We start from the raw sequence: 12,667 nt of genomic DNA on the forward strand, positions 1-12,667 counted from the left end.
ACCCGGACTCCTGTAAAAAGGGTATGTCCGCCCCTCTTATCCAGCCGGGCCGCGTCCTGTCACTTGCAAATATGATAGCCGGGTCGCCCTGAGCGATCAGGCGTGGCCGCGCACCGATTCGCCCATCAACGAGAAGAATCCCTGTGCGACCCCGCAGGTCGCGATGTCCCATTCGGGATGCCATTGCACCGCCAGCACATCGGCGTCGCATCCCGGCGCGCGGAACGCTTCGATCAGCCCGTCCTCGGCATCCCGCGCCTCCACCACCAGGCCATAGCCCAGCCGGTCGACGCCCTGCTGGTGCACCGAATTGACCTGCACCCGCCGCTGCGGGCTGCGCCCCGCCAACACGCCGCCAGCCATCAGGTCGACCGCATGGTGGTGATCGAACAGCGACTCGTAATCCGAATCCCAGCTGCCGCGGTGATGGCGCGGCAGGCCGCCCAGGCAGGTCAGCGAGCCGCCGAACAGCACGTTGATCTCCTGCATCCCCCGGCAGATGCCGAACACCGTCTTGCCGCGATCGATCATCCGCCCGGCCAGCGCCAGTGCCACCGAATCGCGCTGCGGATCGCAGGCGGAGGGCGCGAGCGTAGCGCCATCACCATATTGCGCGGGCGCGACATGCGAGCGCCCGCCGGTCAGCAGCAGGCCGTCGAGCATGTCGGCCATCATGACGGTATCGACCGCTTCGGGGATCGCGGGCACGATGACGACGCTGGCCCCGCACAGCCGAACGAGCGGATCGATGAAGCGCGTCGCCACCGCCTGGATCGGGCGGTTCGCCACTTCGTTGCCGCACATCAGGCCGATGATCGGCTTGCGTCCCCCCGTCATGCCGTTCCCTCCAATTCCTGACGCAGCGCCCTCCCCTCGGCGCGCGGCAGATGCAAAGCCTCGGGCTGGACGAGCACACTCTCGGGCGCGACATCGGTCAGCAGCCAGACATTGCCCCCGATCACCGAGCGCGCGCCGATGGTGACACGACCCAATATGGTCGCGCCAGCGTAAATGATGACATCGTCCTCGACGATCGGATGCCGGGCGAAACGGTCGCGCGGCGAACGCGGCGCGGTGCCCAGCGCGGACCGCGCGCCCAGCGTCACATGCTGATAGACGCGCACCCGCTCGCCGATGATCGCGGTTTCGCCGACGACGACACCGGTGCCATGGTCGACGAAGAAATGCCGCCCAATGGTCGCGCCCGGATGGATGTCGATCCCGGTCCGCTCATTGGCGAGTTCGGAAATCATGCGCGCGACGATCGGCGCGCCCAGCGCGTTCAGCTCATGCGCGATGCGGTGGTGCAGGCTGGCGACCGCGCCCGGATAGCAGAGCAGAATCTCGTCCACGCTGCGCGCCGCCGGGTCGGCCAGGAACGCGGCCTCGACATCGCTGTCGATCAACTCGCGCACCTGCGGCAGGGTCGCGCCGAACAAACGCGCGACCAGCGCGGCCTGTTCGGGCGGGAAGGCCTCATCCGTATCCTTCTGCCAATAGGCGAGTTCCGCGCCGATCTCGCGTTCCAGCGCGGTCAGCGCGGCGAGCAGCTTGGCCGCGACGAAACGGTCCTCCTCCTGCGCCGCCCCCCGGAAATGGCCCAGGCGACGCGGATAGAGCGCGGCGGCGACCAGGGCGACGACATCCTCGACCCCGGCGCGCGACGGAAATCGCTCGACGTCGCGCGTCCCGTCCTGCCGCACCCGCCAGCCCTGCCGCGCCGTGCGCAGCGCCGAGACGATTCCGTCGATCCCGGTCGCGGAAACATCCTCGCGAGAGGTGGCAGCAGTGAACGGCTTGGTCGACATGGACGATCCTCCGACCCCCATCATATCCCACCTGACAAATGGGATATAACAGAAATGCTACGCCCCAATAAAGCACGACCTGCCTTAACAGCCGATTGCGAAGCGATGCGCCCCGGTCCATGGGTAGCGCCGCCACCATGGCGCGGTCCGGCGGGAGGGAGCCCGCGGGGCCGATCATCCCCATGCCCTTCCCGGAGCATTCGCGACGATGACGACCCCGCGCCAGACGACGCTGACCCGTTTCCTGATCGAGGAGCAGCGCCGCTCCGAAGAGACCTGCCCCGCCGAACTGCGCCTGCTGATCGAAACCGTCGCGCGGGCGTGCAAGGCGGTGAACCAGGCGATCTCGAAGGGCGCGCTGGGCGATGTGCTGGGCAGCCTGGGCAGCGAGAATGTACAGGGCGAGGTCCAGAAGAAGCTGGACGTGATCGCCAACGACCTGCTGCTCGACGCCAATGAATGGGGCGGACACCTGGCCGCCATGGCATCGGAGGAGATGGAGACGATCCACCGCATCCCGAACCGCTTCCCGCGCGGCGAATATCTGCTGCTGTTCGATCCCATCGACGGGTCGAGCAATGTCGATGTCGACCTGTCGGTCGGCACCATCTTCTCGGTTCTGAAGGCGCCCGAGGATTGCGCAGGCCGCGAAGTGACCGAGGAGGATTTCCTCCAGACCGGCCGGTCGCAGGTGGCGGCAGGCTATGCCATTTACGGCCCGCAGACGCTGCTGGTCCTGACCGTCGGCACCGGCGTCTACGAGTTCACGCTGGACCGCGAGATCGGATCGTGGCGGCTGACCGACGGGCCGATGCGTATCCCCACCGGCACCAAGGAATTCGCGATCAACATGGCGCGCCGCCGCCAATGGTCGCCGGGTATCGCCCGCTACGTCGAAGAGCGTATCCTGGGCACCGAGGGGCCGTGCGGCGTCGACTATAATATGCGCTGGACCGCCTCGATGGTCGCCGACGTGCATCGCATCCTGAAGCGCGGCGGCGTGTTCCTCTATCCGGGCGACCACCGCCAGGACGGCAAGGCCAAGCTGCGCCTGCTGTACGAAGCGAACCCGATGAGCTTCCTGATCGAACAGGCAGGCGGCGCGTCGATCGACGGGGCGAGCCCGATCATGGACGTCGCGGCGATCGGCCTCCACCAGCGCGTCGGCGTGGTGCTGGGCGATCCCGAGGAGGTGGCGACCATCGGGGAATATGGGCGAACGGGGTGAGGTGATCGCCTGGCCCGCGTTTTTGCCGAGGTTGAGCGGACGTCGGTAGGCTGAACGAAGCGGTTTACCCTTTCCTCGACCCCGGCGAAGGCCGGGGCCCAGTTGCGGTGAACCATCGAAGGCGGGGGGTCATTGCCTCCCCCTCACCGGTTTGCGCACCACGCGCTTGGTGGAGCCTGGGCCCCGGCCTTCGCCGGGGTCGATGTTTTTTTGGGGCTCGAGCTTTTTCACACCCGCGTTTCGCCTGAACGAAAAGCCGGGCCCTACCCCCGCCTCACCGACTCCCGCGCGACCAGCTCGAAATCGAGCACCCGGTCCTCCACCATCCGCGAGCGGAGCGAGGCCAGCACCTGCTCGACCGCGCGGAACGCCATATCGCCCACCGGCTGGCGGATGACGGTCAGCGGCGGCCAGAGCCGCGCCGCGATAGCGGTATCGTCGAACCCCGTCACCGCCAGGTCATCGGGCAGCCGCAGGCCCATGCGATGTGCCTCACCGATCAGCCCGGCCGCCATGTCGTCGCTGCTGCACAGGATCGCGCTCGGCCGCTCCGCCAGTGTCAGCAACGCCCGCCCGGCCTGCGCCCCCGATACCGGATCGAAACCGCACCGCACGACCAGCTCCGGATCATAGGCGATCCCGCTTGCGGACAGCCCGTCGCAAAACCCCGCCAATCGCTCGGCCGCGACCGAAAAGCTCTCCGGCCCGGCAAGGAAACCGATCCGCCGATGTCCCTGCCCCGCGACATGCGCGGTCACCGCCGCCATCGCCGCGCGATTGTCGATCCGCACGGTCGAGATATCGGCCATGGGCAGCCCCGTAGCGATCGCCGCCGCCGCCACGCCCAGCTCGGCGAACAGCCCCGATCCGCTGAGCAATTCGGCAAAGGGCGGCACGAGCAGTACACCCGACGCACCGCCCTGCACCAGCGCGCGCACCGCCGCCTCCGCCGTCGCGCGGGTCAGCACCTCTTCGGCCTGGGCGATGAACTGCAACCCGCGCGCATTGGTCGCCCGCAGCGCGCCGAGCAGGATCGAGTCGATGAACGGCGTCCCCCGGTCGCTATAGAGTAGGCCCAGCGTCGTCACTTTCGCCTTGGCCAGCCGACGCGCGGCGATGTTGGGGCGGTATCCCAGTTCGTCGATCGCGGCGAGCACGGCAGCGCGCGTCGCCGGTCCGACCTTGCCAGCGCCGTTGATGACGTTGGAAACGGTCATCGCCGACACGCCCGCGCGCTCGCCGACCGCGCGGATGGTGACGCCTTCGGGGCGTTTGCCGACGTTAGTAGCCATTCCCTATTCCTCCCCTTGCAGGGGAGGGGGACCATCCGAAGGATGACGGAGGGGTGCCCCCTCTCGATAGCGGGACACCCCTCCGTCAGGCCGTCGGCCTGCCACCTCCCCTTGCGGGGGAGGAATAAAGGTTACGCTTATTCTCAAACCGCCCCCGCCTTCAGCCCCTTGACCGCATGGTCCGCCGCCCGCGCGGTCAGCGCCATAAAGGTCAGCGAGGGGTTCACGCACGACACCGACGCCATCTGCGCGCCGTCGGTGACATAGAGGTTCGACGCGTCATGCGCCTGACTCCATTTGTTGAGCACCGACTGGCGCGGGTCCGCGCCCATGCGCGCACCACCCATTTCGTGGATCGCGTCGCCGGGCACATGCTCGGACTCGCCGCTGGTCACGTTCTTCAGCCCCGCCGCGCGCAGCATCGCCTCACCCTCGCGCCGGGCGTCGGCCATCATCTTCAGCTCATTGTCGCGGAAGGTCACGTCGAACTTCATCAGCGGCACACCGAAGCGATCGACCTTGCTGGCATGCAGCGACACGCGATTATCCTCATAGGGCAGGCATTCGCCGAACGCACCCATGCTGAACTGCCAGGGGCCATAGCGGCGCATGCCATGCTTCATCTCCGCCCCGAAGCCGACCGGCCTGGCGGCGTTGCGATAGGCCGAGCCCTGATAGCCATAGCCGCGCCGGAAGCCGAGCCCTTCGTCGCCCTTCAGGTTGCGGAAGCGCGGTACGTACACGCCGCCCGGACGACGGCCATATTCGATCAGGTCGTCCATGCCGGGAATTTCGCCCGACACGCCGACGCGGAAGATATGGTCCATGACATAGCGGCCCAGCGTCCCGCTGCTGTCGAAATGGCTTCGCTCCGAACCCGGCGCACGCGAGTTCATCAGGATCTGCACCGATCCCATGGCCGAAGCGCAGACAAAGACCAGGTTGGCGCTGACCGTCTGCGCCTGCCCCGTCTTGGCATCGACATAGCGGACGCCGGTGACCTTCTTCTTCGCCGGATCGTAATCGATCCCCGTCACCACCGCATCCGACTGGAGCGTCAGCCGACCGGTCGCGCGCGCGGCGGGTAGGGTCACGGCCTGGGTCGAGAAATAGGCGCCGAACGAGCAGCCATTGCCGCACTGGTTGCGGAACTGGCATTTGGTGCGGTTCTGGTCGGGCTTGTCCTCGGTCATGTTGGACAGGCGGCTGTGGATCAGCTTGCGCCCCGGAAACTGTCCCTCCAGCCGTTCCTTCAGCCACGTTTCCGCGACGTTCATCGGCATCGGCGGCTGAAACTCGCTATCGGGCAGATAGGGCAGGTTCTCGCGCGAGCCCGAGACGCCGATGTACTTCTCGACATAGGAATACCAGGGCGCGACATCGTCGTACCGGATCGGCCAGTCGGCGGCGACGCCCTCGCGCTTGTTCGCCTCGAAATCGCCCTCGCTCCAGCGGAAAGACCAGCGCCCCCAGATCAGCGACTTGCCGCCGACCGCAGCGGGCCTGATCCAATAGAATTTGCTGCCCTCGTCATAGGCATAGGGATTCAACCGGTCGTCATTGTAGAATTTCTGGTTGCTGGGCGCGACATAGCCGTGCTTGGCGATAAAATAATCGCTCTCCAGCAACGACTTGGGCATGATGTTGCGCGCCGGCACCTCGAAGGCGGGCTTGCCGTCATAGGGATAGCCCTCGCCATGTTCGACCATGATGCCCCGGTCGAGCATCAGGACGCGCAGGCCCTTTTCGGTCAGTTCCTTGGCGGCGAACCCGCCGCTGATGCCCGACCCGATCACGATCGCGTCGAAACGGTTCGTCGCCGCCATGGCTGTCCTCCCTATGATCTCGTTATGATTTTAGAACCGCAAGCCGCGCAGCGTGCGGTAGCTGGTGGTGATGTCGGGCAGATAGGGCGCAGGCGCCTGGTCGTTCTCGACATAGAAGTGCTTCACGCCCGCGAGGCGGTTGAGCTTGAAGATCGATGCGAAGTCGATCTGCCCCGCGCCGACCGCCGTCATGCTGCCATCGGCGCGCGCATCCTTGACGTGATAGGCATAGATACGCCCCGCCAGCCGCCGGATCAGCGCCGCGGCATCCTCGCCCGCATGGATCGCCCAATAGAGGTCGATCTCGACCTTCACGAGCGCGGGGTTCGTGTCCTTGAGCAGCCGGTCATAGAGGCTGACGCCGCCGGGCTTGGTGGTGAACTCGAAATCATGGTTATGATAGGCAAAGCCCAGCCCTGCCTTCTTCAGCTGTTCGGCGAAGCGGTTGATATTGGGCAGCGCCGCGTTCCAGGCTGCCTCGGTGCGATGCTCGTCGGTCATGTACGGCAGGACGACGGTATCGGCACCCAGCGTCTTGGCCATGGTCACGCACGCATCGAACTTGCCGAGCAGCGAGTCGTAAGGGACATGGATCGACGGTGCCTTCAGCCCCAGCCGATCCTGCGTCCGGCGGAGCATCGCATGGTCCATCGCGTCATAGCCGCCCCCGCCATATTCGACCTCGCGGTAACCGATCTTGGCCACCGCCTCCAAAGTCTTGACCGGATCGGCGGCGAACAGCTCGCGAATCGTATAAAGCTGGAGCCCGATCGCCCCGAGCTGCGCAGCCTGCGCCATGCCCGGCAACAGCGCGGCGGCGCCCAGGCCGAACCCTGCGCCCATCAACGAACGACGATCGATCATGCCGAATACACCTTGTTGACGTTGGAGTAGGGATAGGCGCCGTTATATTCGCCCGGCACGGGCAGATACTCACGCTCCTGCGTGATGCCGATTTCCGACGTGTAATAACCGGTGATGACCAGCTGTCGGAACGGCTCGAAAAAGGCGCGGCCCTCGGGCAGCACGCCCTCCATCGCCTCGGTCAGCAGCATGTCCTGCTGCGCCGGGGTCGCCTTGGCGGCGGACAGCTTGTTGACGCTTTGGCTGCGCGCCTCGATCGCGTTCAGCCCAGCGATGATCGGAGTCTTGTCATCGGGACTGGCCCAATCGGCGAGCATCTTCTCGATGAACTCGGGCACCTTGGCCGCGATCGCGCCGGGGGTGTCGGTGGTCGGGATCACCCGCTCGGACAGGGCGACCATCGTCGCGCGCTGGGTCGGCGTGAAGATCGCGACGCTGGGCGGGCCGTCCGAGATGACGGGAATAGTGCCGCGCGCCTGCTCCACCGCGCCCGCCGCACGGGCGATGGGCGCGAACAGGGCGGAGCCGAACATGGCCGTGATGCCCGCCAAAGCATGTCTGCGGTCGATATGGGGGGTCATCGGGCATCCTCCGGCAGGTCCTGCGCGATCGCCTCGGGCGGCAGCGGACGGACCCAGATGTTGCGGAATGAAACGGGCGAGTCGTGATCCTGAAGCTGGATCGGCGCGGCGTCGCCATGCGCCTGGTATTTTTCGACCTGCCGCCAGACGGTCGTGCCCAGCATCGCCTGATGACTCTGAACGACGACTCCGTTCAGCAGCGCGGTGACATAGGCCGGGCGCAGCAGTTTGCCGTCCGCGTCAAAGCGCGGCCGCTCGAAGATGATGTCGTAGCTCTGCCATTCGCCGGGCTTTCGCGACGCATTCACCAGCGGCGGCTTCCAGGCATAGACCGCGCCGACCTGCCCATCGGCATAGGTCGGGTTGTTATAGCCGTCGAGGATCTGCACCTCGTAGCGCTGCATGAACCAGATGCCGCTATTGCCCCGGTCCTGCGACGATTTCTGCGGCGGATTGGGTGAGCGGAATTCGAGGTGAAGCTGCACGTCGCCGAAGCTCTGCTTGCTGACCAGCACGCTCTCGGCCTTGCCGTCGCGCGGCGGCACGGTCATCGCGCCGTCCTTCAGCAGCCAGGACTTACCGCTGGGCGTCCAGGCGTCCATCGAGCGGCCGTCGAACAGCACTACCGCATCGGACGGCGCGCCACCGGGTTGCGCGGCCGGCGTCACGACCTTGGGCGCAGGCCGGTCTGGATCATGGACATGCCATTTTCCGCCCGGCAGCATCGGGGTGTCGCGAAACCCCAAACCCGGCTTGTCCTGCGCCATGGCGCTTCCGGCCATCATCAGTGCGATCAACGGTAGCATCCGCATCGCTCCTCTCCTCATGCTGTCGGATCGATCGCGCGATAGGCCGCGATCAGTGTGTCTTCGCCCGCCCGGCCCTTCACCGAATTGCCGTGCTCCATGCCGATCACGCCCCGGTAGCCGCGCTCCTTCAGATAGCGGCAGACATTGGCATAGTTGATCTCGCCGCTGCCCGGTTCGTTGCGGCCCGGATTGTCGCCGAACTGGATATAGCCGATCTCGTCCCAGCAGAGCTTCAACGTCGGGATCAGGTTCCCGGCCTGAATCTGCTCGTGATACAGGTCTGCCAGCACCTTTACGCCGGGACTGTTCACCCCGCGCGCGACGGCATAGCCCTCCGCGATCGACTGCATGAACACACCCGGATGGTTGGTCCGCGTGTTGAGTGGCTCCATCACCAGGGTCAGGCCGTGTGGTGCGACGATATCGGCGGCGCGGCGCATCGTGTCGATGATCCGCCCCTGCTGGATCGCCGGATGGAGCTTCTTGTCCATGAAGCCGGTGACGACCGTCGCGCATCTGGCGTTCGCGCGCTTGGCGACCTCGACCGCGTTGCGCACATCGGCGAGGAAGGCTTGGCGCTCGCCCTCGTCCTCGCCGCCCAGCAAGGGCCGGGACTCCGCCCATTTGGGCATCGACGCGACGAAAACGCCCATCGTCATGTTCCGCTGGCGCAGCGCCTTGGCGATGGCCTCCTGCTCGGCAACCGGGCGGAGGGCATATTCATTGTCTTCCCAAGCCCAGAAGCCCTGGTCGGCGGCAAAGGCGATCTGCTCGACCGAACCCGCGCCCCGGCTGGTAAAGCTGCCCAAATGCGGCGCGAAGCCCAGGGTAAAGCGCGCGGCGTTGGATGGCTTGCCAGCCTTCTGCCCACCCAGTGTGGCAGCGGGAACGGCGGCGGCCAGCCCGCCCATCACGGTGCGGCGCGAGAGGGTCACGCGACCCGCTCGCCGATGATCACCCGGCGCGGATTGCGACGCTCGGCCAGCCAGATGCCGCCGAACACGAACAACAGGATCACCGGCACGATGGCGAGCCGCGCAAAGGACTGCGACGCCGCCGCATCCTCGACCTGGCGCAAGGCTTCGCCGGTCAGCCGCTTGAACGCCTCCGGCCCACCGGCCAGCTCGACCTTGGCGGCGTCGAACATCGCGCCCAGCTGCGGCAGCACGAAGAAGCTCGACAGCGCGCCCGCCGATCCGACCAGACCCAACGCCCAGGCGCCACCACGCGGATAGCGCTCGGCCACCGAGGCCAGCATGGTCGGCCACATCGCACAGACGCCCAAGCCCCAGACGGTCGAGGCCAGGATCGCCGCCACCGGCGACTGCGCCCGCGACAGCAGGAACAGGCCGATACCCGCCATCAGGCTCGACACCCAGAGCAGCCCCGGATTGGACAGCCGCCCCGCGATCCGCCCAGCAAAGTGGCGGAAGACGAACATCAGCGCGCTGACATAGACGAGGAGCAGGATACCGCGCATCCCCACCCGGCTGCTGAGCGCCACGTCGAGCCACTGGCCGGGCGCGAGTTCGGATGCGGCGGTCAGGAACATCGCGCCGAACCAGACGAAGAAGCTTGGGCGCTTGAACACTTCCGCGATCATGCCGCCGAAGCCGACATCGCGCACTTCGCGCGGGACCGGCGGGAATTGCGTGGTCGCCGCCATCACCAGCACGCCGAGCGCGGGGACCAGGACCAGCGCCATGATCGCCTGCCACGACAAAATTTCCGCCAGCAGCACCCCCGCCAGCCCACCGACGATCAGCCCGCCGGGATACCAGGCGTGGAGCACGTTCAGCCGGTGCGTTGTCTCTTCCGGGTAAAGCCGCGCGGTCAGCGGGTTGATCGACGCCTCGGCCAGTCCCCAACCGATGCCGCTCAAAAGCATCCCGCCCCAGACGATATGATAGACGCCCATGCCGCTGGCAATATGACCCGCCCCGATGATCGCGGTGGTGCCGACCAGGAAGCACAGGCCGCACCCGATCAGCATTTGCCGTGCGCCGATCCGGTCGAGCAGCGCGCTCGCCACGAACAGCGTTGCCGCAAAGCCCAGAAAGGCCGAGCCCAGCGCCGATCCGATCAGTTCGCCCGCCTGAACCGGCGCGATGGGATCGATCCACTGCGCCTTCAGGCTGCTCGCCACCGCCGCCCGCAACGCCGCGCTCGCCGCCGCCGTGAACAGCGCCAGCACGCTCAGCCAGAACAGACGCGACCGATTGTCCGGTATCGCTTCCATGCCCCTCTCCCGCTTATTTTTTGTCAGACTTTACCTTCCGGGGCGGATGGTCAAGTCCTGCAATCGTTAAAGTCCCAGCCAGCGCCGATTGGCCGCAGGATCGCCACCACCGGCGAAATCGTCGAAGGCGTGGGTCGCCCGGCGGATCATGTGCGCCGAGATAAAGGGTGCGCCCTCGCGCGCGCCGTCCTCCGGGTGCTTCAGGCAGCATTCCCATTCCAGCACTGCCCAACCGGCATAGCCATATTGGGTGAGCTTCGAGAAAATGCCGCCGAAATCGACCTGCCCGTCACCGAGCGAACGGAAGCGCCCCGGTCGATCCACCCAGTCGCTATAGCTGCCATAGACACCCGCGCGGCCGGTCGGATTGAACTCGGCATCCTTGACGTGGAACATGCGGATGCGATCGTGGTAAAAATCGATGAACTGCAGATAGTCCATCGCCTGCAGCACGAAATGGCTGGGGTCGTAGAGGATGTTGGCGCGCTTATGGCCGCCGACCGAATCCAGGAACCGCTCGAACGTCGTGCCGTCGTGCAGGTCTTCGCCGGGGTGCAACTCGTAGCAGAGGTCGACGCCTTCTTCCTCGAACGCGTCCAGAATCGGTCGCCAGCGTTTGCCCAGTTCGGCAAAGCCTTCCGCCACCAGCCCGCCGGGCCGCTGCGGCCAGGGATAGACGAAGGGCCAGAGCAACGCGCCCGAGAAGGTCGCATGGGCGGTCAGGCCCAACCGCCGACTGGCCTTCGCCGCATAGAGAAGCTGCTGGACCGCCCATTCCTGCCGCTCGGCGGGCTTGCCGCGCACCGCCTCCGGCGCGAAACCGTCAAAGGCGGCGTCATAGGCCGGATGAACCGCGACCAGCTGGCCCTGCAAATGGGTCGATAATTCGGTGATCGCGACACCCGCCTCGGCACAGCGCCCGGCGAGGTCGTCACAATAGTCCTGACTTTCCGCCGCCGCCTTCAAGTCGATGCAGCGCGCATCCCAGGTCGGGATCTGCACGCCCTCGTAACCCGCCTCCGCCATCCAGCGCGCCGCCGAGTCCAGCGTGTCGAACGGTGCGGCGTCACCCATGAACTGCGCCAGGAAGATGCCCGGGCCGCGCATCGCCGACGACGGAACACCGGCGGCGGTCACTTGGCGGTCTCGGCCTTGAGATAGGCGATCAGCGCGGCGCGCTTGGCAGGATCGGCTACACCGATCGGCATCCGCGTACCCGGCACCTTCTTCATCGGCGCGGCGATGAATTCATTGAGGGTCTTTTCGTCCCATTTCAGGCCCGACGCCTTCATCGCGGGCGAATAGTTGAAGCCCGCGACCGAGCCCGCCGGCCGCCCGAATACGCCGTTCAGATTGGGGCCGACACCGTTGCGCCCGCCCTTGTTGAGTGTGTGACAGGCCCGGCACGCGGCAAAGGCCTGCGCACCCGCCGCAGGGGCGGTCTGCGCGGTGGACGGTGCCTGTACGGCCACGATCCCGGCGACCAGGGCCGGTACGGCAGCAGCCAGCCCGATGAGCTGCCTCATCCTCTCTCTCCCGAAATTTTCTTGCCCAGACTCGCTGGTTCTTGCCGGAGTTTACCGTTAAACCGATGCCATGCAAGCACCGAATATCGCGTTATAAGCGATTGGGATGACAGGAGAGAGGATGATGGCGGGACGAAAGTTGCGGCTGGCCATGGCGGGCGGCGGCGAAGGCGCGTTCATCGGCGGCGTGCACCGGATGGCGGCGGCGCTGGACGGCGACTGGGCGTTGGTCGCGGGCACTTTCAGCAGCGACGCCGAGCGCAATCGGCGGAGCGGCGAGGCGCTGGGCCTCGATCCCGCTCGTGTCCACGCCACCATCGACGCCCTGCTCGCCGACGAGCGCATGCGGCCCGAGGGGGAACGCATCGACGCGGTGGCGATCGTCACCCCCAATCACCTCCACGCGCCCATGGCCATCGCCGCGCTGAACGCTGGCTTTCCGGTCTTTAGCGAAAAACCGATGGCGATGAACCTGGCCGAGGCGCGCGCCATCG

General features: G+C 66.5%; 13 protein-coding genes. 2 read left to right on the top strand and 11 right to left on the bottom strand.

Translation table 11 applies throughout. The features are described from left to right. Positions 1-96 precede the first annotated feature (96 nt). Both SB4_RS08935 and epsC read right to left on the bottom strand, forming a co-directional pair. The gene (locus SB4_RS08935; RefSeq protein ID WP_193753774.1) at positions 97-837 is read right to left on the bottom strand and encodes a gamma-glutamyl-gamma-aminobutyrate hydrolase family protein; all 741 of its coding nucleotides are present in this window, start codon (positions 835-837) and stop codon (positions 97-99) included. After that, positions 834-1,808 carry a serine O-acetyltransferase EpsC gene (epsC, locus tag SB4_RS08940; RefSeq protein ID WP_058752299.1) on the bottom strand — a complete coding sequence of 325 codons (975 nt, stop codon included), beginning with the start codon at positions 1,806-1,808 and terminating at the stop codon, positions 834-836. The genes SB4_RS08935 and epsC overlap by 4 nt, the downstream gene beginning before the upstream one ends. 208 nt (positions 1,809-2,016) lie before the next feature. On the opposite strand from epsC, the gene SB4_RS08945 reads away from it, so the two are divergent. Then, positions 2,017-3,036, top strand: coding sequence for a class 1 fructose-bisphosphatase (locus SB4_RS08945; protein ID WP_058752300.1), 1,020 nt, complete (start codon positions 2,017-2,019; stop codon positions 3,034-3,036). A 263-nt stretch (positions 3,037-3,299) separates the two neighbouring features. On the opposite strand, the gene SB4_RS08950 is transcribed toward SB4_RS08945, so the two are convergent. The 9 genes from SB4_RS08950 to SB4_RS08990 all read right to left on the bottom strand — a co-directional run bounded on the left by SB4_RS08950 (position 3,300) and on the right by SB4_RS08990 (position 12,173). Next, on the bottom strand, positions 3,300-4,328 hold the full coding sequence (locus tag SB4_RS08950; RefSeq protein ID WP_058752301.1) for a LacI family DNA-binding transcriptional regulator: 1,029 nt from the start codon (positions 4,326-4,328) through the stop codon (positions 3,300-3,302). 143 nt (positions 4,329-4,471) lie between these two features. After that, the gene (locus SB4_RS08955; RefSeq protein ID WP_058752302.1) at positions 4,472-6,154 is read right to left on the bottom strand and encodes a GMC family oxidoreductase; all 1,683 of its coding nucleotides are present in this window, start codon (positions 6,152-6,154) and stop codon (positions 4,472-4,474) included. Between the two features lie 30 nt (positions 6,155-6,184). After that, entirely contained in the window at positions 6,185-7,018 is an 834-nt protein-coding gene (locus tag SB4_RS08960; protein WP_058752303.1) for a sugar phosphate isomerase/epimerase family protein, read from the bottom strand. Next, complete coding sequence (locus tag SB4_RS08965) at positions 7,015-7,599, bottom strand: gluconate 2-dehydrogenase subunit 3 family protein (RefSeq protein WP_058752304.1); 585 nt, start codon at positions 7,597-7,599, stop codon at positions 7,015-7,017. The genes SB4_RS08960 and SB4_RS08965 overlap by 4 nt, the downstream gene beginning before the upstream one ends. Beyond that, positions 7,596-8,405: a 3-keto-disaccharide hydrolase gene (locus tag SB4_RS08970; protein WP_338112946.1), complete on the bottom strand. Its 810-nt coding sequence runs from the start codon at positions 8,403-8,405 to the stop codon at positions 7,596-7,598. The genes SB4_RS08965 and SB4_RS08970 overlap by 4 nt, the downstream gene beginning before the upstream one ends. A 17-nt stretch (positions 8,406-8,422) precedes the next feature. Further along, positions 8,423-9,343: a hydroxypyruvate isomerase family protein gene (locus SB4_RS08975; protein WP_058752306.1), complete on the bottom strand. Its 921-nt coding sequence runs from the start codon at positions 9,341-9,343 to the stop codon at positions 8,423-8,425. Next, positions 9,340-10,647 carry an MFS transporter gene (locus SB4_RS08980; protein WP_058752307.1) on the bottom strand — a complete coding sequence of 436 codons (1,308 nt, stop codon included), beginning with the start codon at positions 10,645-10,647 and terminating at the stop codon, positions 9,340-9,342. Before SB4_RS08980 ends, SB4_RS08975 begins: the two co-directional genes overlap by 4 nt. Before the next feature lie 66 nt (positions 10,648-10,713). Beyond that, positions 10,714-11,754: a sugar phosphate isomerase/epimerase family protein gene (locus SB4_RS08985; RefSeq protein WP_058752312.1), complete on the bottom strand. Its 1,041-nt coding sequence runs from the start codon at positions 11,752-11,754 to the stop codon at positions 10,714-10,716. A gap of 26 nt (positions 11,755-11,780) precedes the next feature. Then, on the bottom strand, positions 11,781-12,173 hold the full coding sequence (locus SB4_RS08990; protein ID WP_058752308.1) for a c-type cytochrome: 393 nt from the start codon (positions 12,171-12,173) through the stop codon (positions 11,781-11,783). A 121-nt stretch (positions 12,174-12,294) separates the two neighbouring features. Between SB4_RS08990 and SB4_RS08995 the strand changes: the two genes are divergently transcribed. After that, on the top strand, positions 12,295-12,667 hold a 373-nt coding region (locus SB4_RS08995), incomplete at its 3' end, for a Gfo/Idh/MocA family protein (RefSeq protein ID WP_193753775.1).

Origin of the sequence: Sphingomonas sanguinis (genome assembly GCF_001476905.1) — a bacterium.
Taxonomy (GTDB): domain Bacteria; phylum Pseudomonadota; class Alphaproteobacteria; order Sphingomonadales; family Sphingomonadaceae; genus Sphingomonas; species Sphingomonas sanguinis_B.

What these genes read in the sequence shown, in the direction of transcription:
- SB4_RS08935 (WP_193753774.1), bottom strand. Translation starts at nt 837, where the DNA reads ATGACGGGGGGACGCAAGCCGATCATCGGCCTGATGTGCGGCAACGAA.
- epsC (WP_058752299.1), bottom strand. Translation starts at nt 1,808, where the DNA reads ATGTCGACCAAGCCGTTCACTGCTGCCACCTCTCGCGAGGATGTTTCC.
- SB4_RS08945 (WP_058752300.1), top strand. Translation starts at nt 2,017, where the DNA reads ATGACGACCCCGCGCCAGACGACGCTGACCCGTTTCCTGATCGAGGAG.
- SB4_RS08950 (WP_058752301.1), bottom strand. Translation starts at nt 4,328, where the DNA reads ATGGCTACTAACGTCGGCAAACGCCCCGAAGGCGTCACCATCCGCGCG.
- SB4_RS08955 (WP_058752302.1), bottom strand. Translation starts at nt 6,154, where the DNA reads ATGGCGGCGACGAACCGTTTCGACGCGATCGTGATCGGGTCGGGCATC.
- SB4_RS08960 (WP_058752303.1), bottom strand. Translation starts at nt 7,018, where the DNA reads ATGATCGATCGTCGTTCGTTGATGGGCGCAGGGTTCGGCCTGGGCGCC.
- SB4_RS08965 (WP_058752304.1), bottom strand. Translation starts at nt 7,599, where the DNA reads ATGACCCCCCATATCGACCGCAGACATGCTTTGGCGGGCATCACGGCC.
- SB4_RS08970 (WP_338112946.1), bottom strand. Translation starts at nt 8,405, where the DNA reads ATGCTACCGTTGATCGCACTGATGATGGCCGGAAGCGCCATGGCGCAG.
- SB4_RS08980 (WP_058752307.1), bottom strand. Translation starts at nt 10,647, where the DNA reads ATGGAAGCGATACCGGACAATCGGTCGCGTCTGTTCTGGCTGAGCGTG.
- SB4_RS08985 (WP_058752312.1), bottom strand. Translation starts at nt 11,754, where the DNA reads ATGCGCGGCCCGGGCATCTTCCTGGCGCAGTTCATGGGTGACGCCGCA.
- SB4_RS08990 (WP_058752308.1), bottom strand. Translation starts at nt 12,173, where the DNA reads ATGAGGCAGCTCATCGGGCTGGCTGCTGCCGTACCGGCCCTGGTCGCC.